We start from the raw sequence: 20892 nt of genomic DNA, 5'->3' as shown, positions 1-20892 counted from the left end.
GGAAGGCCACCCCGAGGAGACCGCATGAGCGCGCTGACCGAGACCGATCCGACCGGCGCCGGGTTCAGCCCGGAGGGGCTCGCCCGGATCGCGCCGTGGATGGACCGCCTCGTCGGCGACGGCCGGCTGGCCGGACTGTCGGTCACCGTGGCGCGGCGCGGGCGCATCGCCTTCGCGCGCGCCTGCGGGCAGGCCGACCTCGCCCGGGCAACGCCGTTCACCCTCGACACGGTCACCCGGATCTACTCGATGACCAAGCCGCTGACCTCAGTGGCGGTGATGCAGCTCTACGAGCAGGGCCTGTTCCAGCTCGACGATCCGATCTCCCGGGTCCTGCCCGAGTTCGCCGAGATGCGCGTCGCCGTGGGCGGCAACCGGGCGAAGCTCGAGACCGAGCCGGCCCGCCGGGCGATCACCGTGCGGGACCTGCTGACCCACACGGCCGGGCTGACCTACGGCTTCATGGAGGCGACCCTGGTCGACGCGCAGTACCGCGAGCGGGGCGTCGACTTCCTGGCGCGCGAGGGCACCCTCGCCGAGATGACCGCGCGGGTCGCGAAGCTGCCGCTCCTCGCTCAGCCGGGCAGCGCCTGGAACTACAGCGTCGCCACCGACGTGCTCGGCCAGTACGTGGCCGCGCTGACCGGCCGCCCGTTCGCCGACCATCTCCGCGACGCGGTGATCAGGCCCCTCGGCATGGTCGATACCGACTTCCACGTGCGACCCGAGCTGATGCCGCGCTTCTGCGCCACCTACGCGTACGACCGCGCGCGGCAGCTGCGCCTGTTCGACGATTCCGTGGACACGGCCTTCGCGCGCCCGCCCGCCATCGCGTCGGGCGGCGGCGGCCTCGTCTCGACGGCGGCGGACTATCAGCGCTTCTGCCGGATGATCCTCAACCGGGGCACCCTCGACGGCGCGCGCCTGCTGGGCCGCAAGTCGGTCGACCTGATGCTGGCGAACCACCTGCCGGGCGACCTGGCCGCGATGGGCACGCCGCGCTTCGCCGAGACCTCCTACACCGGCATCGGCTTCGGCCTGGGCTTCTCGGTGATGCTCGACCCCGCCCGGGCCCAGATCCTCGGCACGCCCGGCGAGGTCGCCTGGGGCGGCCTCGCCTCGACGGCGTTCTGGATCGACCCGGCCGAGGACCTGTCGGTGGTGCTCATGACGCAGCTCGTCCCGTCCTCGGCCCTGCCGATCCGGCGCGAGCTGCGCGTCCTGACCTACGCGGCCCTGGCCGAGTGAGGGCCGGCCACGCGCGGGTCCGCGCCGGTCATTCCTCCTTGGGTGCCTCGGCGGCCGGCTTCTGAGCCGGCTTCGCGCCGGCCTTGGCGGTCGGCTTCGGGGCGGCGGTGGCGTATTCGGGATCGCTGCGCGGACCGTTCGCACCGTTGGTCGGGCCGGGGAGCTGGCCCGGCGCGAGATCGGTCACCTTGGTCCAGGTCTGCGACTTGCACAGGAACGCGATCAGGCAGCCGCGCACCGTCAGCTCGCCGGCCGTCTCGGTCCAGATGGTGACGTCGTAGGACTTGCCGTCCTCGGAATTGTAGATCTTGCCCTCGTAATGGGCGTCGGCATTCGGCTTCAGGCCCAGGATCAGCTGGTGTCCGAGGGACGGCCGGGCCTGCTTCTTGGGATCGGGGTTCTTGAAGTCGATCCGCGGCTCGCCCTTGTCGTTCAGCGGGACCTTCAGCCAGACCACGTATCCGCACAGCCGGTCACCCGCGGTCCCGCACTTCTCGAGGCGCACGCGCGCGCGGCCGTCCTCGGTGAGATAGGTGCCGCTGGGATCGGTCGGCGTCTTGGCCTGAGCCGTGCCCGCCAGCGCCGAGAGCGCCAGGATCGCGAGCGGCGCAACCCGGCGACCGATCGATGTAAACCGCATACCCGAACTCCCATCCCTCGCGAGTCGTGATGGAGCCTTGACCGCCCGTCCTCGCGTGTGCCGCTTCCGCGCAGGAAGGATCGCTCCCTCCGCGTCATCGCGCCCGCGCCGAGAACCGGACGGCGTGCGCGTCATGCCCGCCCTCTCCCGCGCGAAGTTGTCCGCATCATGACAACTCAGCCGGGACTCTGGACGGGAATCGACCCGGCGATACTGGGATCGGTGCGCGTTGGACGGTCAGATCCGGGTCGGCGGAAGGCTGCGGCCGGGTCCGAGGCTGCGCTGCATGAGCGTCACGTCGAGCCAGCGCCCGTGCTTGTGGCCGACTCCCGCGAGCGTTCCGACGGGCGTGAAGCCGAGGCTCGCGTGCAGCGCGATCGAGGCGGGTGAGCCGCTCTCGGCGATGATGGCGACCAGGGTCCGGCAGTCGATCTGCTCGCTCGCCGCGATCAGGGCGGCGAGCAGGCGCCGGCCGACTCCGCCGCCGCGGGCCGTCCGGGCGACGTAGATCGAATCCTCGAGGGTCGAGCGATAGGCGGCGCGCTGGTGATAGGGGCCGGCATAGGCGTAGCCCGCGACCGCGCCGTCCCGTTCGGCCACGAGGTAGGGAAAGCCGCCCGCGCGCAGCACCTCGAAGCGGCGCGTCATCTCGGCCAGCGTCGGCGGCTCCGTCTCGAAGCTGGCCGTGCTGGAGGCGACGGCGTCGCCGTAGATCGCCGCGATGGCGGGAAGGTCGGCCTCCGTGGCCGGGCGTATCACGTCTGTCACGGCCGCAGGTTACGCGAGGCGGCGCGGCTCCGGCAATCTGCCCCGCACGAGCCGGGCGCGGCTCGATCCCGCGGACGGTGGCGGAGCCTCGGCGGGACCGGCGCCTCGGCGCAGATCCCGCACGGCTCGAGGATGCGATGACTTACTCGGCGGCGGACATCTCGGCCGTGAAGTGGCCGCACCAGTCCTTCGAGGCCACGACCGGCCAGAGGCCCTTCGACTCGGGGGCCGGCTGGCTGACCGGCGGATTGAAGCGGCAGAGGCCCTCGTCACCCTGCGCCTGGGCACCGTTGAGCTTGTGATCGTCGAAGAAGCGGCAGCTTTCGCAAGCGGCGTTCGCGGAACCGGCCATCGGGTCTCTCCATCGGGTATCTCGGAGGGAGGGGACCGCCTCGGCGGCGCGCCCTCCACAGTTCTTAATTAGAATAGCTCGAAAGTAAGGTCAACGGCCGGCTTGCGCGGGGCTTGCGGGCGGGCGGCCGAGCGCGACGCGGTGCGAAAGGGTGGAGCGAGGGCGACTGGAGACGTGGACGCGCGGGCGGTCCGGGTCGGCGGTCGCCGCGCCGACGGTCCCGTCATCTGGGTGAGAAGGTCAGGTGCCGCGCGAACCGATCTCGCTGGCGCCATGGCCCAGAACGCAGCGAAGCCGGATTCCGCTGGGAATCCGGCTTCGGAGAAGCGGCGATGACTTGGTCATCACCCTTTGGCCGATCCGATCGCCGTCAAAGTAGACGGCGTCGGGACGGTCAGCCCTGCTTGGCCTTCTTGTTGGCGTTGTGGTGACCGATCGCGCAGCCCGCGGCCGCGCCCATCTTGCCGTGTCCGGCCATGTGCCCGGCGACGCCGCCGACCACGGCGCCCTTGAGGCAGCCCTTCGCCTGGGCGGGCGCGCCGGCCAGCAGGCCCGCGACGGCCAGGGCGGAAACGAGTGCGATCCGATTCGTCATCGAGACATCTCCTGTCGTTCCTGCGGCAACCGGCGGCCGGCCCCACCCGTTCCGGCGCCGACGCGACAGGGCCGCGCGCCTCTCGAAACCGTGACCCCTCAGCGCGCGAGCCCGGCCACGAGCCGCACGAGATCCGACTGGCGCGTCGCTCCGGTCTTGGCGAAGATCGCCTTCAGCTGCGAGCGCGCGGTCGCCGCGGTGATCGCGAATCGCGAAGCGGCTTCGGCCAGCGAGATTCCGCTCGACAGCGCCTGGGCGAGGCGCGCCTCCGCCGGCGTCAGCCGATAGGCCGCCTGGAGGATCGCGGTCGCGGGCGCGGCCGGGGCCCCGGGCACGCTTCCGAGGAGCAGCGTGCTCGCCCCGGCGAACAGGCCGCGGCTCGGCCCGACCAGCGGCACGACGTGGATCACGAGCGGCGGCCCGTCCCGTCGCGCCGCGACGACCGCCGAGATCGGCGGGCGGCCGGAGGGCCGCGCCAGGGCTTCGAGCTGCCGCGCGGCGTCCGGATCTTCCGCGGTGAGGCGGCCGCCCGAGAGCTTTAGGTCGCGCCCGAGGAGGGCGCCGAACGCGTCGTTCCAGCGGAGCGCCCGTCCGTCGGCGTCGAGGATCAGGGCGGCGCGGTCGATCAGCTCGAAGGCCTGCGTCAGCCCCGCGAGCCGGGCCCGCTCGACCATCGACGTCAGCAGGCCGGCGCGCTGCAGGAGCGGCGACAGGGTCGCGAGGCGCCGCTGCTCGTGCGGCTCGTACGGTCCCTGCTCCACGGTCCGCTGCAGGGAGAGGCACCACAGGCGTCCCTTCACGGAGAAGCCGATCCCGGCGAACCAGCGCAGGCCGCGGGAGGCCAGCAGGTCCTGGTAGAAGGGCAGGCGCGCGATCTCCTCCGGCGTGGTGAAGTCCTGATCGACCGCGATCCCGCGCGTCCGCATGAGCGGGATGCCGCGGAGGCGATGGTCGTCGCGGTGCCAGCCCTCGTCGAAGTAGCGGCGCGAGGCGTCGGCGAGGGAGGCGGTGCAGAGCGATTCGAGGCCGGTCCGGTCGGAGCGCAGCAGCAGGGCGCCCTCGCTGCCGGACGCCCGCACGACGCGCTCGGCCAAATCAGGCCAGCGCGCGGGATCGATCACGGCCTCCTCGAGGTCCTCCCGGAAGCCGGACTCCAGGTCGTCGTGCAGGCGGGCGAAGAGATCCGGCCTCACGCCCGACATGTGACGCGCCTCCGCCGCGCCGGATACTGGCGCCCCGCGCCGGCTCGTCGAACTCTCGTCCTCGCTCGGTACGGCTCCATACCGTCGAACTATAGATCACGTTCTTAAATCCGGGCAAGCATCCCTCTAATTACAGGTTTAGATCGGCGGGAGCGTGCGCGGGATTTGTCGGGAGACGGCACCGCCGCGGCGGGATCCGCGCGTCGACCCGCCGACGGTGGGAACGACGGCGCCCCGGCCGCGCACACGCGTTCGGCCTGCGCCGGAACCCGCCCCCCTCTACGCGGCGGGCGAGGCTCAGCACTTTGCCACGGCTTGCCAGACACAACTTCTGATAGAGTTGCCGAGAGCCGGGTTCAAGCCTCGTTAACCAAGCCTGGCGATTGTATCGCGGTGCGCGGTTCGATCACGAGTTGTGATGGGACGAGCGCACTCGAGCAGGATGCGGCTGAAGGTCGATGGCGTTTACCCTGTCTGCGTTCCTCGGTGTCGCGCGACGGCGTCCCGGCCGGCCATCCGGTGCCGCGGCGGTCGCGCTCGCGCTCGTCGCCTGCGCGCCGCTGCTCGCCGGCTGCAGTTCCGGGCGCCCGCAGAGCGCGGCGCGCTCCGGCCTCGACGTGGCTCAGACCGGCTCGGTGACCGAGGGCCTCCCGGCCGCGCTGGTCGCGGCCGCCCAGGAGGAGGTCGGGCGGACCATGCGCCTCGGGCTGGCGAACTACCGGCTCAACGTCGGCGACAACCTGGAAGTCTCGTTCCTGATCGATTCCAGCGTCGTCCAGCCGACCTACCGCCTGAACCCGAACGACGAGTTCGACGTCGATTTCCGCACGCACCCGGAATACAACCGTACGGTGATCGTCCGGCCGGACGGCCGGATCTCGCTGCCGGGCAAGAACGGCATCAAGGTCGCGGGCCTGTCGCCGGAGGCGGCCGCCGCGCTGATCAAGAGCACCTACGACGACGTGCTGATCGATCCGGTCGTCACCCTGATGCTGCGCCGGTTCCGCACCGTCACCGACGATTTCCGCGACCTCACCCAGCGGGCCGACATGGGCCGCGTGAAGGTCCTGGCGATCGAGCCGGACGGCAAGATCAACCTGCCGATGGTGCCCCCGGTGCAGGCGGCGGGCCGGACCGTCCACGAGGTCATGGGCAGCCTGAACGCCGCCTACAAGCACCAGCTGGCCTCGGTGACGACCAGCGTCCGGCTCGCGAGCCTCGTCCCGGCCAACACCATGGTGTTCGGCGAGGTCCGCGCCCCGGGTCCCGTCACCCTGCAGGGGCCGCGGACGCTGGCGCAGGTCCTGGGCTCGGCCGGCGGCGTCCTGCCGACCGCGGCCGGCGAGGCCGTGCGGATCATCCGCTTCGATGCCGAGGCGGCCGGCAGCGTGCGCATCGTCGACATCGGCCAGCCGGGCTTGGCGGACTCGATCGTGGTGCCGCCCAACGCCACCGTCTACGTGCCGCCCTCGCTCCTGGCCAAGACCGCCCGCGCGGTGGACCTCGTGGTGCGCCAGATCCTGCTCTTCAACGGGACCGGCTTCGGCGTGAACTACATCACCGGCCCGTCCGCCAGCACCTCCACCAGCGCCACCGTGAGGTCCGGCACGTGAGGCAGAGCGACCTGACCGCCGCCGACGCGGTCGAGGGCCCGGCCTTCGACCTCCGCGACGCCCTCGCGGCCCTGTTCCGGCACATCCGGCCGGCGCTGCTGATCCTCGTCGCGGCGATCCTCGGCGCCGGGATCTACCTCCTGCTGACGCCGGCCGAGTACACGGCCGACGCCAAGCTGATCATCCGTCTCGGCCGCGAGAAGGCGGGCGCCCCGCTCCAGGGCGGCGCGAACCAGAACTACATGTTCTCGGAGCGCGCGCAGAACGTGAACAACGAGATCGAGATCCTGCGCGATCCCAGCATCGTGCGCGACGAGTTCGCGACGCTGAAGGCGATCACCCCGACCGGCGACCTCGGGCCGCCCCCGGCGGACTGGACCGACTGGCTGATCTACCAGGGCCGTCAGGCCGTGCGGAGCGCGAAGGCGGTCAAGACCTGGGTCGTCGATACGGTGCGGATCCCGTTCGAGGCGGTGGGCCTGCTGCGCCACCTGACCCCGGACGAGAAGCTCTACGAGGCGTACCTCGCGGCGTTCAAGGTCGTCTTCGTGAAGGAGACGGACGTGATCCTCACGGGCTTCACCTGGACGGACCCGCACTTCGCCGCCCAGGCGCTGAACCGGCTGCTCGACGCCTACAAGCGCCGCCACGTGGAGGTCTACGCCGACGAGACTCCCGCCTCGTTCTACCAGAGCAAGCTGGAGCGCGCCCGGGCCGACCTCGCCGCCATCGACGCGCAGCTCTCGACCTACCTCAAGGGCAACAACACCGCGAGCTTCGAGATCGAGCAGCAGAACGACCTCGGCACCCTCGCTGACCTCGCCAAGCAGAAATCGGCGGCGCAGATCGAGCGCGAGGTGGTCGAGACCCGGCTCAAGCGCACCCGCGAGGCCGGACCCGACCGCTGGCAGCCAACGCCGCCCGACGCGGACCCGACGGTCACGGCCTTCGACCAGCGCTGGGCGGACCTGCGGACGAAGCGCGCCGAGCTGGCGGTGCGGTTCCGGCCGACCGCCCCCGAGTTCGTGAGCCTCGATCGGGACCTCGCGGCCCTGGCCCGACAGAAATATCAGGCGCTCCTCGCCGCCGACACGGCGAAGCTCGCCATCCTCGCCGAGAAGATCCAGAGCATCACGGGGATCGAGCAGAGTCGCCGCCGGGCGGCCATCGGCCAGAGCGACGCCGCCCTGGCCTACGGCCGGCTGACCCAGCAGAAGGGCCTGCTCACCGACGAGATCACCGAGACCCAGAAGCGGATCGACGCTCTGAAGACCGGCACGGGTCTCGACGCGCAGGCCGTCACCTCCTCGGCCCTCGTGGCGCGCGCCGTGCCGCCGCGGCTACCCTCCGGCCCGAACCGGCCGCTGATCCTCGGGCTCGCGGCCGGTCTCGGCCTGCTCGCCGCCCTGGCCTACGTCGCCCTCGCGGAGATCCTGGCCCAGACCTACCGCAGCGCGTCGGAGGTCGCCCGCTCGCTGCGGGTGCCGGTGCTGGCCGCGGTGCCGCTGCAGACGGGAGCCGCCGCATGATCGCCGCCGCCATCGCGCCGAAGATCGATCCGGCGATCCTGGAGCCGGCCCTCGTCCAGCTCACCCGGCACGAGGCGCGCGTGCGCCGGGTCGGCGTCACCGCGGTCCAGCCCGGCGAGGGCGTGAGCACCCTCGCGCGTGAACTCGCCGGCGCCTACGCCCGGCGGGGCCGCAGCGCCGTGCTGATCGAGGCGAACTGGTCCCGCCCGTCGCTGGCGGAGGCCTACGGCCTGACCGGCCAGCCGGGCTTCGCCGACATCGTCGCCGGCACGGTCGCCCCGAGCCGCGGCGTCCACCCGGTCGCCGACAACCTCAGCGTCGTGCCCGCGGGCAGCCCGTCGGCCATCCGCCAGGCAACCCTGGACGACGGCCGCGTGGAGGATTTCCTGGCGCTCGTCGACGACCGCTTCGAGCTCGCGATCGTGGATTGCGAGCCGATCACCGAGATCGGCGACGCCGCCGCGCTCTCCCCCTTCGTGGACGGCTTCATCGTAGTGATCGGCGCCGAGCGCACCCGTCGGGCCGTGGCGCAGCGCGCCCTCGCCGACCTCAAGGCCGCCGGCGGGGCGCCGCTCGGCGTCGTCCTGAACCGCACGCGGCGGCCGATCCCGCGATGGCTCTACCGGTGGCTCGGATGAGCGCGGCGCCCGTCCGCGCGCTGCGGGTCCTGCCGCTCGCCGGGATCGGCTTCGCGGCCGCGGCCGGGGCGATCGCCCTGAGCGCGGCACCGCTCAAATTCGCCGTCGTCGGCCTCGCGGCGGCCTTCGGCGGGGTCGGCGCCCTGATCGTCGGGCGGCTCTATCGCCTCACGCCGCTCCTGCTCGTCGCCCTCGCGGTCGGGCTGACGGTCAAGCTCGACGTCAGCTTCCTCCAGCATTTCGAGGCCGTCGGGCAGTACCTGCCGAGCATCGGCGGCGGCGCCGGCCTGACGGTGAGCGTCGCCCTGCTGGTGGCCGTGGCGCTGATCGTCGCCAAGCTCACCGGACTCGGGGAGGATGCCCCGGGCCTGCGGCTCGACCGGCCCCTCGTGCTGACGCAGCTCGGCTTCCTGATCGCGGGGCTGCTCTCGCTCTCCAACGCCACCGACCCGGCCTATCTCTGGTTCGACACGTGGCGCTTCGCCGGCCTCCTCCTGGTCTCGGTCGCGGTCTCGAACCTGTCCGAATCCGACATCCGGACCCTCGCGCTGGCGATCTGCGCCCTCTGCCTCGTCCAGACCGCGGTGGCAGGCCTGCAATACGTCTCGGGCTCGGAACTCGGCCTCTCGGTGCTGGGCGAGGAACAGATCGTCGAGGAGAACATCAACTTCTCGGCTCAGCGCCGCGCCGGCGGACTGAAGGTCCACCCGAACATCCTCGGCTACTACTACGAGTTCGTCTGGCCGCTCGCCCTGGCGCTGGCCCTGTCGCGCGGCCCGCTGCTCCTGCGCCTCGCGGGGGCGGCGGGCGCCGCCTCGGCCTTGGTCGGCGTGGTCCTGACCCTGTCGCGCGCGTCCTGGCTGACCTTCCCGGTCTCGGCCGCCCTCCTGATCCTGCTGGTCTACCGCGACCGCCTGTTCTCCCGGACGAGCCTGATCGTCCTCGGCCTGCTGGCGGTCGTCGGCGCCGTCGCGGCGCTCTACGCCGGCCCGCTGATCTGGGAGCGGCTCACCGCCGACGACGGCGGCTCGGCCGCCCAGCGCGGCCCGCTGAACGCCGCGGCCCTCGCCCTGTTCGAGCAGTTCCCGATCTTCGGCGTCGGCCTGAACAACTTCGGCAACCAGTTCGCGGTCCTCGACAGGACCGGCCTGTCCCGGCTCGCCGGACTGTTCGACCGGTCGAACCACGTGGTGCACAACCTGCACATCCTGATCCTCACCGAGGTCGGGGTCGTCGGCTACGCGGCCTTCGCGCTGGTCTTCGGCATCGGCATCGCCCGGGGCTTCCGCGCCGCCCGCCGCGCGCCGGTGGGCGATCCGCTCGCGGCGATCGCGGCCGCCTGCGCGGTCGGCCTGATCGCGCACCTGCTGCACGGGCTGGTCGATCCGGGCTTCCGCCTGAATCTCGGGATCGCCGAGCTGCTCTACACCGGCCTCGGGCTGATCGCCGGGGTGCGGGCGGCGCAGCGGCGCAGGGCCGTCGCGGCGTCCCGGGCGGTCGCGTCGACGGGCCCGATCGGCGCGGCGCGCGCGCGACCGGAGCGGATCCCCTCGCCGTCCGGCTGTCGCCCCTCCCTCGCAGCGTACGGAGACCGTCCGTGAGCGCCGTCAGCCTCAGCGTCCTGATCGTCACCTACAATGCCGGCCGGGACATCGAGACCTGCCTGGACCTGCTGGCGGCGAGCGGGGTGAGACGCCCCTACGAGGTGATCCTGGTCGACAACGCCTCGACCGACGGGACGCCGGAGCGCGTCGCGCGGGCGTTTCCCTGGGTGCGGGTCATCGCCGAGCCGACCAATCACGGCTTCGCGGGCGGCAACGCGCGCGCGCTGGAGCACGCGCGCGGCACCGCGATCCTGCTCCTCAACCCCGACGCGTTCCTGCACGACCCGGACGCGCTCTCGGGCCTCCTGGACCATCTCGATGCGCATCCGGATGTCGGGGCGGTCGGCCCGCGCCTGACCTTCCCGGACGGGACGCATCAGGTCGGTGACGCCGGCTACGAGCCGCGCCCGCTCTCGATCCTGGTGCACGCCGCCGGCCTGTCGGGCCGCCTCGGGCTGCGCGGCCTCTACCTCGCGAGCCGCCAGGCCAGGGGGGCGCGGGCCCTCGACGTCGACTGGATCTGCGGGGCCTGCCTGCTCCTGCGCCGCTCGGCGATCGCCGCGATCGGCGGCCTGGAGAGCCCGATGTTCCTCTACGGCGAGGACGTGGACTGGGGCTGCCGCCTGCGCGATGCCGGCCTGCGCGTCGCCTACCGCCCGGACATCGCCGTCACCCACCTCCAGGGCGGCTCGGGAAGCGCCCGCTCGGCCCGCTGGCTCGACGGGCTGGCGGCCATCTACAGCCTGCGCAATGCCGGGCGGCTCCTGTCGTCGCCCGTCTTCTTCTCCGGCCCGCTCCGGCTCGGCTTCACCCTGCGGGCCGTGGCCTACGGTGTCGCGGCCCGGCTGCGCCGGCAGCCGGACCTCGCCCGCAAGGCCGAGGACATGCGCAGGTTCTCCGGGCACCTGCGCAGTCTTCGTCTCCGACCGCGATGAACCGTCACGGCCGTTTGCGGATGAACACCATGTGGTAGCCCTTGAAGGGACCCGGCGTGAGCCGGAACAGCAGCTCCCAGAACTTGCCCAGGACGATGTTCTCGCCATGATAGAACGGCTGCCCGTCGAAACTGTAGGTGAAGTGCTCGAACCGGTCAGTTGGGAAAAGCCGCTTCCGCGCCGCCTCCGTGTTCATCGTGTAGAGCGGCACGAACGAGTCGATCTCGACCCGCCGCGGCTCGACGAGGCGCAGCACCCGGGCGTGCAGCCGCTTCGGCACGAGCCGCGCCCCGATCCCGACATAGCCCCAGCGGTTCGGCGTCCAGGCGCAGAGCCAGCCGCCCGGCGCGAGCACCCGGCCGAGCTCCGCCGCGGTGACCTCGGGGTGCTCGATATGCTCGAGGACCGAGAAGGCCGAGATCAGGTCGAAGCTCACGTCCGGAAATGGCAGCACCCCGTCGTGACCGATCAGCCGGACCTCGTCGGCCGACCGGTTGCCGAGGACCGCCTCGTCGACGTCGCAGGCGACGACCTGGGCGCAGCGCCCCCGGAAGTCGCCGAGGTGCCGCCGCAGTGGGACCGGGTCATCGCTCCACTTGCCGCGCCCCGCGCCGAACTCCATGACCCGCATGTCGGAGCGGAGCAGCGCGTTGACGCGCACGATGTACTCCATCCGGTGGTCGTGCCGGGAATAGCCCCCGGCCCCCATCTCCCGGAACAGACGCTGTTCGACCGTGACCATGCCTCAGGCTCCTCTGAACGTGCTGCGCCGACGGCGCATATGAAATCCGGGGGATCGGGCGGGCGCCCGACGGTGGCGATCCTCGGCACCCGCGGGGTGCCGGCGGCGCACGGGGGGTTCGAGACGCTGGCGGAGCGCCTCGCGCTGGAGCTCGTGGCGCGCGGCTGGCGGGTCGAGGTCTATTGCCAAGTGCGCGAGCCGGCGCCGCCGATGGTCTGGCGCGGGATCCTGCTGATCCCGGTCGCGGTCCGGGGCGACGGCGCCGTCTCGACGATCGTGTTCGACCTGAAATGCACCCTGCGGGCGGCCTTCCGTCCGGCCCTGCCCCTCGTGCTCGGCTACAACACCGCGGTGTTCTCGCTGCTCTACCGGCTGACCGCCAAGCGCAGCGTGATGAACATGGACGGCATCGAGTGGAAGCGCGACCGCTGGTCGAAGCCCGCCAAGGCCTGGTTCTGGCTGAACGAGCGGCTCGGCAGCCTGTTCTCGACCCACCTCGTGGCGGACCATCCGGAGATCGCCCGGCACCTCGCCCGCCGGACCTCGGCCGCCCGGATCACCACCATCGCGTACGGCGCCGACCCGGTGCTGGAAGCCTCGACCGAGCCGCTGGCGACGTTCGGCCTGCGCCCGCGGGATTACGGCCTGCTGATCGCCCGGGTGGTGCCCGAGAACCTCGTGCTCCAGATCGTCCGGGCCTGGAGCGAGGTCCGGCCGGGCCTGCCGCTGCTCGTGCTGGGCAAGCTCGCGGAGTCTGACCCGTACCACCGCGCCGTCCGCGCGGCAGGCGGGCCGGACGTGATCTTCGCCGGCGCGATCTACGAGGCCGAGCGCGTGGCCGCGCTCCGCTTCCACGCCCGGTTCCACATCCACGGCCACACCGTGGGCGGGACCAACCCGTCGCTGGTCGAGGCGCTGGGGGCGGGCTCGCCGATCCTCGCCCACGACAACCCGTTCAACCGCTGGGTGGCAGGGCCGCAGGCGCTGTACTTCGGTGACGAGACCGAGCTGCGGCGGGGCATCCTCGGCCTGGTGCGGGCCGGGCCGCGCCGCCTCGAGGTCATGGGCGAGGCGTCCCGTCGCCGCCACGCCGAGGCGTTCACGTGGCGCGGCATCTTCGACGCCTACGAGCGCGTGCTGCGCCGCCAGCTGGCGCCCAGGCGCCAGGGCCGGGAGGCCCGGCCGGCCGTCCGGCGGGAGCACGGGCGCGCGTGAGCCGGGCACCGGCCCGGCGCGTCCGGATCTAGCGCCCACGGCCCGCCTCCGGGCCGCGCCCGCCGCTGCGGAGCTGCCGCTGGACCAGCATCGTCACGGTGCCGGCCGGGACATCGCGGAGGCTGCAGACCCCGATCCCGATCGTCGCGCCCGCGCCGATGGCGACCGCCCCCTGCACGGCGGCGTGCGCGCCGACCACGGCGCCGTCGCCGAGACGGGGGCCGTCGGCGGGGAACGGCTGGCTCGGGAAGACCCAGTCCCGCGGCCCGACCAGGGTGCCGGGCAGGAGCGTCAGGTCGGCGCCCCCGGTGCCGCAGAAGGCGACCCGCGCCGGGTGCGGCACGAACAGGCCGGGCCCGACGCGCGAGCCCGGATGCAGGCAGGCGCCGGTCAGCCGCAGGGACAGGTCCGCCACCAGGGCGGCGCAGCGGCGCCAGCCCCGGCCGTGCAGCAGGTGCGCGGTCCGGTGGAGGATCGCCACCTGCATGGCCGGCAGCGTGAGGTGCATCGCGCGCCGCAGCCGCGAGGTCGGCTTGCCGCCCGTCGTCTGGCGCAGGACGCGGGCGAAGTCGGCCGCCAGGAGGCGCCGCAGGCCCGGCAGGGTGACGTGGTCGGTCATCGGGCCGCTCACGCCGCGCCCCCCCGGCCGGGAAGCGGCCGCCAGGGCTGCGGCATGACCTCCTCGTCGGCCTGGACGGGCTTGAGGATGGTGGTCCGCGGGCCGATCCGGGCCCGGTCACCGATCGGGACGGCGCCGAGCACGATGGCGCCGGCCTCCAGGACGACGTCGTCGCCCAGCACCGGCAGGCCGGGGCCGCCGCCGATGTCGTGATCGGGCTCCTTCAGCAGGCCGCCGATGGAGGCCTGGATCCCGAAGGCGGCGTCGCGGCCCACGGCGCCGGCGATGACCGTCCCGTAGGGCTGCGGCAGGAACAGGCCGCCGGCGATGCGGCTGGAGGGCGGAATGTCGGCGCCCGTCCACCAGCCGTTCACCAGCCACAGCAGCCACGCCGCCACCCGCCAGCCGCGCTCGTGGGCGTAGCGGGACAGGCGGTAGAGCCAGACCGCGTGGTAGCCCCGGCGCAGGCGGGCCGGTCCGCCGCCGCGGCGGCGCCAGTGATCGCGGTCGGCGGACAGGGCAGCCCGCACCTCGGCCCACCGGAGACGCCCCGCCTCCGCGTCCACTCCGCGCGAGAGACGCAGATCCGGTCCAGCGGCTGTCTCGGACATACGCAGTCCTCCGGTTTTTCCCAACGCGACAACTCTGCAACCATAAATTGAGCTTGCGGTTGCAAGCCATACGCAGCCTGCCACGATGCAATCGTAGGTCGCAGTTTTCAGTCAGGCTTCACCGAGAGATGCTTCGCTTGGTAAACCGATTGTCGGGACGGAGGCGCGCCGGCGGGCTGCGCTACGGCGCGAACCTGCTCGGTCAGGCGGCGGGGCGCGGCGTCTACCTCGCGGCCGGCTTCGCGGCCTTCGTGATGGTCGGCCATTTCGCCGGCCCGGCGGCGCTGGGCCGCTACGGCCTCGCCCTGGCGATCCTCGCGGTGGCGCTGATCGCGGCGGATTTCGGCACCACCCTGACCTTCGGGGCGCGGCTCGGCGCGATCGGGCCAGAGATGCGGGCGGCCGAATTCGGCCGAATGCTGTCGGCGCGCCTCGTCCTCGGTCTCGGGACCGGCGCCGCACTCCTCGGTGTCCTGCCGATGCTGCCGGACGCGATCCGGCCCGCCCTGGCGCTGGCCGCTCTCCTCATGCCGCTCGCGGCCGCCCGCTTCCTCGACGCCCTGTTCCAGGTCTGCGGGCGGCCGGGCTGGTCCGTCTGGCCGTCGCTCGCCAACGCCGCCCTGCTGGTCGGCGGGACGGCACTCGCGCTCTGGCTGCAGCTTCCGGAGGCGGCGCTCAGCCTCGTGGCGGTGGCCGCCGGCATCGCGTACGGCGCGGTCGGGCTGGCGTTGGCGCTGCGCCTCGTGCCCGCCCGCCCCGCCTCGCTGCCGCACGCGCTCGCGACGATCCGGGCCGCGGCGGGGGTGGGCGTCTCGAACGCCCTCGGCTCGCTCAACGGCCGGATCAGCCTGATGATGCTGGCCGCCTTCGCGGGCGCGGCCGAGCTCGGCCAGTTCACGGCCGGCTTCCGGTTCTTCGAGCTCGGCGCCGCGGTGGCGATCACCCTGTGCGCCCCGCTGGTGCCGGTCTTCGGGCGCGCCGTAGGGCCCCTGGTCGACGGACGGTCGCGCGCCGGCACGACCGCCCTGCGCGCGCGGGTCCGCGGCGCGCTGGTCCCGATCCTCGCCGCGTCCTGCGCCGGAGCGGTGGCGACCTGCGCCCTCGCGGAGCCGCTGGTGCGCCTCGCCTGCGGCCCTGATTTCGGCCGCGCCGTCCCGGTGCTGCGCATCGCCACCGGGATGAGCGTCCTGCTGATCGCCGCCACGATCCTGTTCGCGGGCCTCGTCCCGCTGGGCCGGACCGGTTTCGCGGTGCGCGGGAGCGCGGCGGCCTGCGCCACGAACCTCTTCGCCTGCACGCTGCTGATCCCCTGGGACCCGCTCCTCGGCGCGGGCATCGCCGCGCTGCTCGCCGAGGCCGCGATGCTCGGCGTCCTGGCCCAGGCCTTCTGGCGGGAGGCCGGACCGCCCCTCGCCCTGGCCGACGTGCCGATCCTCGCCGCGCCGGCCCTCCTCACCGCCCTCGCCTGGGCCGCCGGTCCCGCCGCCCTGGCGCCCGCGGCGGTGCCCGCCGCCGCGGCCCTCTCGGCCGCCCTCGCGGGGTGGCTGTGCCTGCGCCGCGCCCCGACCGATCCCCTCGACCTCCCGCTCCCGGAAGCCTCCTCATGAGCGATCGACCCGTGCTCTCGGTCATCATCCCGACCTACAACCGCGCCGACACGCTGCGCCTGTGCCTGAGGGCCTTCGACCGGCAGGAGACGGACGCGCCCTTCGAGATCGTCGTCTGCGACGACGGCTCGGCCGACCACACCGGGACGGTCGTCAGCCGCGCCGTCGCTACGGCCCGTATCCCCGTGGTGCACCTGCGCCAGGAGAATGCCGGGGCGAACGCCGCCCGCAACCGAGCCATCGCGGCGGCGCGGGGCGAGCGCCTTCTGATCGTCAACGACGACACGATCCCGGTCCCGAGCCTCGTCGAGGCGCACCGGCTCGCCCACGCCCGGCGGGGCGGCCGGGAGACAGCGATCCTCGGACGGATGACGATCGACCCCGCCCTGCCCTTCTCGCCCTTCTCGGCGCTCCACCACGACGCCTCCTACGACGCGCTGGCGGGCCGCGACGCGGTCGGCTGGGACGCGTTCCTGACCTGCAACGTCAGCGTCGACCGGCGCTTCCTGGAGGAGGCGGGCGGCTTCGACCCGAAGCTGTTCTGGCACGAGGACATCGAGCTCGGCGAGCGGCTGGCCCGGCGCGGCATGCGCCTGTTCTACGCGCCCGAGGCGCTGGGCTACCACCACCACCTCCTGGACGAGGCGGCCTACCTGCGGATCGCTGAGCGCGAGGGCGCGGCGCTGGTGCTGTGGTACCGCAAGCGCCCGGACCTCGTGGCGGATCTCGGCCGGCTCGGCCTCGTCGGGCCGCCGCCGCTGGGCGCGGCGGCGCGCCACCGGGTCGCCGACCTCGCCATGCCGCAGGCGCTCCTGCCCGGCTGGCAGATGGCGGCGCGCGCGCTGACGCGGATCAGCCCCGAGGCCGGCCGCAGCGTGTGGCGGCGGCTGTTCCAGCGGCGCAAGCGCCTCGCCATCGCCCGGGCGCTCGCGGCATGAAGTGGCCCCGCACGATCCTCGGCGCCCTGTCGGCCCTGCTCCTGCCGGTCCTGTCCGCCTGCGGGCCGGCCGGCGCGCAGGTGCAGCAGAACATCCTGGTCGATCCCGCCGGCGGCGCGAAGCCCGGCTACACCACGGTGGCGCGGCTCGCCGACGTGCCCTTCGCCAGTCTCGGTCCCGGATCGAGCGTGCTGGTCCGGGGCGGCAGCTACGGCGACGTCGTGTTCGTCGGGTCCCGCGGGACCGCGGCGGCGCCCGTGACGGTGGCGGCAGAGCCCGGCACGCAGCCGCGCCTGTCCAACTCCGTGGTGTTCGAGAACGCCGCCTACGTCACGGTCACGGGCCTGAGCATCCAGGGCGCGGTGAATTCCGGCTTCATCATCCGGCGGGGATCGAGCCACGTCACGGTCGCGGGCTCGACCGTGTCCCGCTCCGGCCTGGGGATCTGGATCGGCGACGGTGCCGGGGCGGGTCACCGCATCACCGGCAACACCCTCGCCGACAACCAGACCCACGGCGTGGCCGTCGACGTGATCAACGCGCCCGCGGAGGATCCGAGCTACATCCTCGACAACACCGTGACCGGCAACGGCATCCACGGGATGGAGATCAACGGCTCCGGCTACGTCGTGGAGGGCAACCGCGTCTCGGGCAACGGCGTGGGGATGTCGGGCACCTCGGGCATCCACGTCTACGCCAAGGACGCCGCCCAGGACGCCGGCGACCGCAACATCATCCGGTACAACATCGTCACCGGCCAGAAGGAGACCACCGGCCAGGACGGCAACGGCATCCAGATCGACCAGTGGTGCGACGGCAACATCGTCGCGTTCAACGTCGCGGCCGACAACGACGGCGCCGGGATCAACCTGTTCGACGCCGGCTCCAACACGGTGGTCAACAACACGACCACCGGCAACATGCGCGATTCCGGCGGCAAGCACGTCTATCGCGGCGAGATCGTGCTGGCCTCCGACTACACCAAGCAGGTCGACCGCACGTCGAACAACCGGGTGCTCAACAACATCGCCTACGCGACCCGGCCGAACGTGGCCGCGATCGTGGTCGAGGCGACCACCACCGACAACAACAACGCGATCGGGCCGAACTTCCTCGGCAGCGCCGTCGGCGCCCCGCTCTACCGCTGGGGCACGCAGGCCACCGGCGACGGGGCGAGCCTGCCGCTCAACGGCCAGGGTCCCGACCTCACCGGCACGCCCGCCTTCCGCGATCCCGCGAACCCCATGGCCGGCGGGCTCGCCCTGACGGCGCCCCCGGCCCGCGCCGGCATCCCGCTCGGCGCCACCCGCGACATCGCCGGCCAGGCCTACGCCCCCGGCGAGGCCCCGACCTTCGGCGCCTACAGGAGCCCGTAACATGCTTCGCATCGGCATCGACGCGCACGTGCTCACCGGCAAGCCCCAGGGCAGCCGGACCTGGCTCGTGAACATCATCGGGCGGGCCGCCGCCCGCCACCCGGACGCCACCTACGTGGTCTATTCCGGCGACCCGGAGGCCTGCGCCCGCATCGTCTCGGGCGACAACATCGAGCACCAACGGCTGCCGCGCGTGCCCGCGACCGTGCGGCTGACCCTGGTCTGGCCGTGGCTGTTCCTGCGCGACCGTCTGGACACGCTGCTGACCACCTACATCGCCCCGCCGCTGGTGCCGGGCGACCGGCAGGTGGTGGTGGTCCACGACATCCTGTTCGAGACGCATCCCGAGTTCTTCCCCTGGTCGATGCGCTGGCGGAACAAGATCCTGACCCGGCTCTCGGCGCGGCGCGCCAAGCTGGTCCTGACCATCTCCGACTACAGCCGCGACTCCATCGCCAACGTCTACGGCATCGCGCGGGAGCGCATCGCCGAGGTGCGCTGCGGCTCCACGCCGCCGCAGGCGGTCACGGAGCGGACGCCGCTCGCCGACGGGCGCCCCTACCTGCTGATGGTCGGCCGGCTGGAGCCGCGGAAGAACCTCGGCCTCGTCCTCGACGCCTTCGCGCGGCTGCCGCAGGGCGCGGCCCGGCTGATCGTGGTCGGCAAGGGCGACGGCGAGCGGCCCGAGACTCTCGACCGCCTCGCCCGGACGCCGGACGCGGTGCACATCGCCGGCATCGACGACCGGGGCCTGTCCGACCTCTACGCCCGGGCCGCCGCCCTGGTCTTCCCGAGCCGCGGCGAGGGCTGGGGCATCCCGGTGCTCGACAGCCTCGCCCGGGGAACCCCCGTCATCGCCTCGAGCCTGACGGCCATCCCGGAAGCCGGCGGCAGCGCGGCGAGCTACTTCGACCCGGACGCGCCCGACCGGGTCGACCGTCTCGCGGAGCTGATGGGCGCGGCGGTCGAGGGGCGGCTGCCCTTCGACGCCTGCGCGGCGCGGGCCCACGCGGCGCGCCACGACTGGGACGGGCCGGCCGCCACCTTCGTCGACCTGATGCGCCGGAGCTTCACGGCCCGCACGCATCTGCGCGACCTGATCCTGGCCGCGCCGAACCTGCGGGGGTGAAGCGTGGGGGTGACGCGCGGGGGTGGCGCGAGAGGGCGCCGTCGGCCGGCCTAGCGCGCGGCCCCGAGCGCGCCGACGGCGGGGCTCTCCGGACCCTCGTCGGCGATGGGATCCTGGATCAGCGTCCAGTAGCCCAGGGCCGCCACCAGGGCGATCACGGCGCCGGTGATGAAGGCCATGGAGAAATGGCCCGTGCTGCCGACGATGAAGCCCGTCACGGTCGGCGCCAGGGCGCCGCCTATGTAGCCGCCGAAATTCTGCATGGCGCCGAGCGACGCCGTGCAGCTGGCCGGCGCCGCCACGGAGGCCATCGCCCAGGCCGACGACGAGCTCATGTAGACCAGGAACAGCGAGGCCGAGATGCAGGCGATCGCGAGGGTGTCGCTCGGCGTCAGCGCCGCCACCACCGTGAACGCAGCGGTCGCCACCAGGGAGCCGACCATCGGGATCTTGCGGCTGCGGATCGGGTCGACGCCGCGGCGGACGAGGACATCGACGACGCGACCGCCCAGGATCCCGCCCAGCACGCCGAAGGCGAAGGGGATCGAGCCGACGAGGCCGGTCTTCTGCAGGGTGAAGTGCCGCTCGATCTCGAGGTAGCTCGGCAGCCACGCGGTGTAGAGCCACGTCATGTAGATGCAGCCGAAATAGCCGACGATCATCCCCCAGCTGGTGCGGAACCCGAAGAGCCGCCGCCACGCGCTCCAGGTGACCGCGCGGCCGGCGTTCGGGGCATCGCCCTCCTCCAGGAAGGCCCGCTCCCCCGGCGTCAGGTCGGTCTCGCGCGGGTTGCGGAACACGAGGTAGACGATCGCGGCGAGGACGAGGCCGGCCGCGCCCATGATGACGAACATCGCCCGCCAGCCGAAGCTCACCATCAGGAAGGTGAGCAGCGGCAGGGCCAGGAAGGTTCCGAGCGAGGAGGCGCAGTTCCAGATCCCCGTGGCGGTGCCGCGCTGGCGGATGTTGAACCAGTCCCGGGAGACGCGGGCGCAGGTCGGGAAATGCGGCGCCTCGCCGATTCCGAGGACGATCCGTGCGCTCACGAATTGCCAGAACGACGTCACCGCGCCGCCGAGCATCTGGCCGAAGGACCAGCAGGTCAGGCCGAGCGTCAGCGTCAGGCGCGGGCCGAGCCGGTCGGCGAGCGCCCCGGCCGGCAGCTGCGCGAAGGCGTAGGCCCAGAGGAAGGCCGAGAGCAGCAGGCCCATGTCGGGGATCGAGAGGCCGAGATCCTCGCGGATCAGCGGGTTGGCCACCGCCAGGGTGGCCCGGTCGACGTAGTTGACGACGCCCGCGGTCACCAGCAGGGCGAGCGAGATCGTCTGGATGCGGCGCACGCGCGGCGTTGCGGCCAGGGCCATCGTGTCCTCCCCGAATGACGGGCCCCTTGGGGGTCTCCGCGGCCGGCCGGTCCTTCGCGACTCGTGGCGGCCGCGGAGCATTCTGCACCGAACGCCGCCGGACGGAAGGGCCGCCGCCCCTCGCCTCGCGGCGCCGGGCGTCGTAGACGGGCCGCTCCGTCACCCTC

Annotated in this window: 20 protein-coding genes; 11 read left to right on the top strand and 9 right to left on the bottom strand. The window is 73.0% G+C overall.

What is annotated here, in order from left to right:
• Nucleotides 1-24 precede the first annotated feature (24 nt).
• Nucleotides 25-1248: a serine hydrolase domain-containing protein gene (locus ACLBYG_RS06980; protein WP_447680987.1), complete on the top strand. Its 1224-nt coding sequence runs from the start codon at nt 25-27 to the stop codon at nt 1246-1248.
• Between the two features lie 28 nt (nt 1249-1276).
• On the opposite strand, the gene ACLBYG_RS06975 is transcribed toward ACLBYG_RS06980, so the two are convergent.
• The 5 genes from ACLBYG_RS06975 to ACLBYG_RS06955 form a co-directional block, all read right to left on the bottom strand.
• Nucleotides 1277-1888, bottom strand: a complete 612-nt coding sequence (locus ACLBYG_RS06975) for a DUF2147 domain-containing protein (RefSeq protein WP_020090565.1) — start codon at nt 1886-1888, stop codon at nt 1277-1279.
• Between the two features lie 237 nt (nt 1889-2125).
• Nucleotides 2126-2656, bottom strand: a complete 531-nt coding sequence (locus ACLBYG_RS06970) for a GNAT family N-acetyltransferase (protein ID WP_020090566.1) — start codon at nt 2654-2656, stop codon at nt 2126-2128.
• A gap of 142 nt (nt 2657-2798) precedes the next feature.
• Nucleotides 2799-3008, bottom strand: a complete 210-nt coding sequence (locus ACLBYG_RS06965; protein WP_020090567.1) for a hypothetical protein — start codon at nt 3006-3008, stop codon at nt 2799-2801.
• A gap of 394 nt (nt 3009-3402) precedes the next feature.
• Nucleotides 3403-3603: a hypothetical protein gene (locus ACLBYG_RS06960; RefSeq protein WP_012322375.1), complete on the bottom strand. Its 201-nt coding sequence runs from the start codon at nt 3601-3603 to the stop codon at nt 3403-3405.
• 98 nt (nt 3604-3701) lie between these two features.
• Nucleotides 3702-4805: a helix-turn-helix transcriptional regulator gene (locus ACLBYG_RS06955; protein WP_447680986.1), complete on the bottom strand. Its 1104-nt coding sequence runs from the start codon at nt 4803-4805 to the stop codon at nt 3702-3704.
• A gap of 458 nt (nt 4806-5263) precedes the next feature.
• On the opposite strand from ACLBYG_RS06955, the gene ACLBYG_RS06950 reads away from it, so the two are divergent.
• The 5 genes from ACLBYG_RS06950 to ACLBYG_RS06930 are packed head-to-tail and all read left to right on the top strand — an operon-like array spanning nt 5264 to nt 11124.
• The gene (locus tag ACLBYG_RS06950) at nt 5264-6418 is read left to right on the top strand and encodes a polysaccharide biosynthesis/export family protein (RefSeq protein WP_091679028.1); all 1155 of its coding nucleotides are present in this window, start codon (nt 5264-5266) and stop codon (nt 6416-6418) included.
• Complete coding sequence (locus tag ACLBYG_RS06945; protein WP_447680985.1) at nt 6415-7947, top strand: GumC family protein; 1533 nt, start codon at nt 6415-6417, stop codon at nt 7945-7947. The genes ACLBYG_RS06950 and ACLBYG_RS06945 overlap by 4 nt, the downstream gene beginning before the upstream one ends.
• Complete coding sequence (locus tag ACLBYG_RS06940) at nt 7944-8585, top strand: CpsD/CapB family tyrosine-protein kinase (RefSeq protein WP_331302063.1); 642 nt, start codon at nt 7944-7946, stop codon at nt 8583-8585. Before ACLBYG_RS06945 ends, ACLBYG_RS06940 begins: the two co-directional genes overlap by 4 nt.
• Complete coding sequence (locus tag ACLBYG_RS06935; RefSeq protein WP_447680984.1) at nt 8582-10186, top strand: O-antigen ligase family protein; 1605 nt, start codon at nt 8582-8584, stop codon at nt 10184-10186. The genes ACLBYG_RS06940 and ACLBYG_RS06935 overlap by 4 nt, the downstream gene beginning before the upstream one ends.
• Nucleotides 10183-11124: a glycosyltransferase family 2 protein gene (locus tag ACLBYG_RS06930; protein WP_447680983.1), complete on the top strand. Its 942-nt coding sequence runs from the start codon at nt 10183-10185 to the stop codon at nt 11122-11124. Before ACLBYG_RS06935 ends, ACLBYG_RS06930 begins: the two co-directional genes overlap by 4 nt.
• Nucleotides 11125-11128: 4 nt before the next feature.
• Here ACLBYG_RS06930 and ACLBYG_RS06925 read toward each other — a convergent pair whose 3' ends face one another.
• A complete protein-coding gene (locus ACLBYG_RS06925) occupies nt 11129-11866 on the bottom strand; it encodes a class I SAM-dependent methyltransferase (protein WP_447680982.1) in 738 nt (245 codons plus the stop codon).
• Between the two features lie 39 nt (nt 11867-11905).
• Here ACLBYG_RS06925 and ACLBYG_RS06920 point away from each other — a divergent pair, with 39 nt between their 5' ends.
• Nucleotides 11906-13081: a DUF1972 domain-containing protein gene (locus ACLBYG_RS06920; protein WP_056531829.1), complete on the top strand. Its 1176-nt coding sequence runs from the start codon at nt 11906-11908 to the stop codon at nt 13079-13081.
• A 28-nt stretch (nt 13082-13109) separates the two neighbouring features.
• Here the strand turns inward: ACLBYG_RS06920 and ACLBYG_RS06915 are convergent, their stop codons facing one another.
• A complete protein-coding gene (locus ACLBYG_RS06915) occupies nt 13110-13700 on the bottom strand; it encodes a serine acetyltransferase (protein ID WP_447680981.1) in 591 nt (196 codons plus the stop codon).
• 8 nt (nt 13701-13708) lie between these two features.
• Nucleotides 13709-14230 (bottom strand): serine acetyltransferase, encoded by a 522-nt coding sequence (locus tag ACLBYG_RS06910; RefSeq protein WP_447680980.1) that lies wholly within the window; start codon nt 14228-14230, stop codon nt 13709-13711.
• 230 nt (nt 14231-14460) lie between these two features.
• Between ACLBYG_RS06910 and ACLBYG_RS06905 the strand changes: the two genes are divergently transcribed.
• The 4 genes from ACLBYG_RS06905 to ACLBYG_RS06890 are packed head-to-tail and all read left to right on the top strand — an operon-like array spanning nt 14461 to nt 19361.
• Complete coding sequence (locus tag ACLBYG_RS06905; protein WP_447680979.1) at nt 14461-15918, top strand: lipopolysaccharide biosynthesis protein; 1458 nt, start codon at nt 14461-14463, stop codon at nt 15916-15918.
• On the top strand, nt 15915-16856 hold the full coding sequence (locus ACLBYG_RS06900; protein WP_447680978.1) for a glycosyltransferase family 2 protein: 942 nt from the start codon (nt 15915-15917) through the stop codon (nt 16854-16856). The genes ACLBYG_RS06905 and ACLBYG_RS06900 overlap by 4 nt, the downstream gene beginning before the upstream one ends.
• Complete coding sequence (locus ACLBYG_RS06895; RefSeq protein ID WP_447680977.1) at nt 16853-18232, top strand: right-handed parallel beta-helix repeat-containing protein; 1380 nt, start codon at nt 16853-16855, stop codon at nt 18230-18232. The genes ACLBYG_RS06900 and ACLBYG_RS06895 overlap by 4 nt, the downstream gene beginning before the upstream one ends.
• A gap of 1 nt (nt 18233) precedes the next feature.
• Complete coding sequence (locus ACLBYG_RS06890; protein WP_020090581.1) at nt 18234-19361, top strand: glycosyltransferase family 4 protein; 1128 nt, start codon at nt 18234-18236, stop codon at nt 19359-19361.
• Between the two features lie 50 nt (nt 19362-19411).
• Here ACLBYG_RS06890 and ACLBYG_RS06885 read toward each other — a convergent pair whose 3' ends face one another.
• Nucleotides 19412-20725 (bottom strand): MFS transporter, encoded by a 1314-nt coding sequence (locus tag ACLBYG_RS06885; protein ID WP_447680976.1) that lies wholly within the window; start codon nt 20723-20725, stop codon nt 19412-19414.
• Nucleotides 20726-20892 lie beyond the last annotated feature (167 nt).

It is taken from the genome of Methylobacterium sp. D53M (assembly GCF_053345625.1).
The sequence above is the reverse complement of the archived record's forward strand: the minus strand, read 5'-3'. Positions and strand labels throughout refer to the sequence as shown.

What these genes read in the sequence shown, in the direction of transcription:
- ACLBYG_RS06980 (WP_447680987.1), top strand. Translation starts at nt 25, where the DNA reads ATGAGCGCGCTGACCGAGACCGATCCGACCGGCGCCGGGTTCAGCCCG.
- ACLBYG_RS06975 (WP_020090565.1), bottom strand. Translation starts at nt 1,888, where the DNA reads ATGCGGTTTACATCGATCGGTCGCCGGGTTGCGCCGCTCGCGATCCTG.
- ACLBYG_RS06965 (WP_020090567.1), bottom strand. Translation starts at nt 3,008, where the DNA reads ATGGCCGGTTCCGCGAACGCCGCTTGCGAAAGCTGCCGCTTCTTCGAC.
- ACLBYG_RS06960 (WP_012322375.1), bottom strand. Translation starts at nt 3,603, where the DNA reads ATGACGAATCGGATCGCACTCGTTTCCGCCCTGGCCGTCGCGGGCCTG.
- ACLBYG_RS06955 (WP_447680986.1), bottom strand. Translation starts at nt 4,805, where the DNA reads ATGTCGGGCGTGAGGCCGGATCTCTTCGCCCGCCTGCACGACGACCTG.
- ACLBYG_RS06950 (WP_091679028.1), top strand. Translation starts at nt 5,264, where the DNA reads ATGGCGTTTACCCTGTCTGCGTTCCTCGGTGTCGCGCGACGGCGTCCC.
- ACLBYG_RS06940 (WP_331302063.1), top strand. Translation starts at nt 7,944, where the DNA reads ATGATCGCCGCCGCCATCGCGCCGAAGATCGATCCGGCGATCCTGGAG.
- ACLBYG_RS06935 (WP_447680984.1), top strand. Translation starts at nt 8,582, where the DNA reads ATGAGCGCGGCGCCCGTCCGCGCGCTGCGGGTCCTGCCGCTCGCCGGG.
- ACLBYG_RS06925 (WP_447680982.1), bottom strand. Translation starts at nt 11,866, where the DNA reads ATGGTCACGGTCGAACAGCGTCTGTTCCGGGAGATGGGGGCCGGGGGC.
- ACLBYG_RS06920 (WP_056531829.1), top strand. Translation starts at nt 11,906, where the DNA reads ATGAAATCCGGGGGATCGGGCGGGCGCCCGACGGTGGCGATCCTCGGC.
- ACLBYG_RS06915 (WP_447680981.1), bottom strand. Translation starts at nt 13,700, where the DNA reads ATGACCGACCACGTCACCCTGCCGGGCCTGCGGCGCCTCCTGGCGGCC.
- ACLBYG_RS06900 (WP_447680978.1), top strand. Translation starts at nt 15,915, where the DNA reads ATGAGCGATCGACCCGTGCTCTCGGTCATCATCCCGACCTACAACCGC.
- ACLBYG_RS06895 (WP_447680977.1), top strand. Translation starts at nt 16,853, where the DNA reads ATGAAGTGGCCCCGCACGATCCTCGGCGCCCTGTCGGCCCTGCTCCTG.
- ACLBYG_RS06890 (WP_020090581.1), top strand. Translation starts at nt 18,234, where the DNA reads ATGCTTCGCATCGGCATCGACGCGCACGTGCTCACCGGCAAGCCCCAG.
- ACLBYG_RS06885 (WP_447680976.1), bottom strand. Translation starts at nt 20,725, where the DNA reads ATGGCCCTGGCCGCAACGCCGCGCGTGCGCCGCATCCAGACGATCTCG.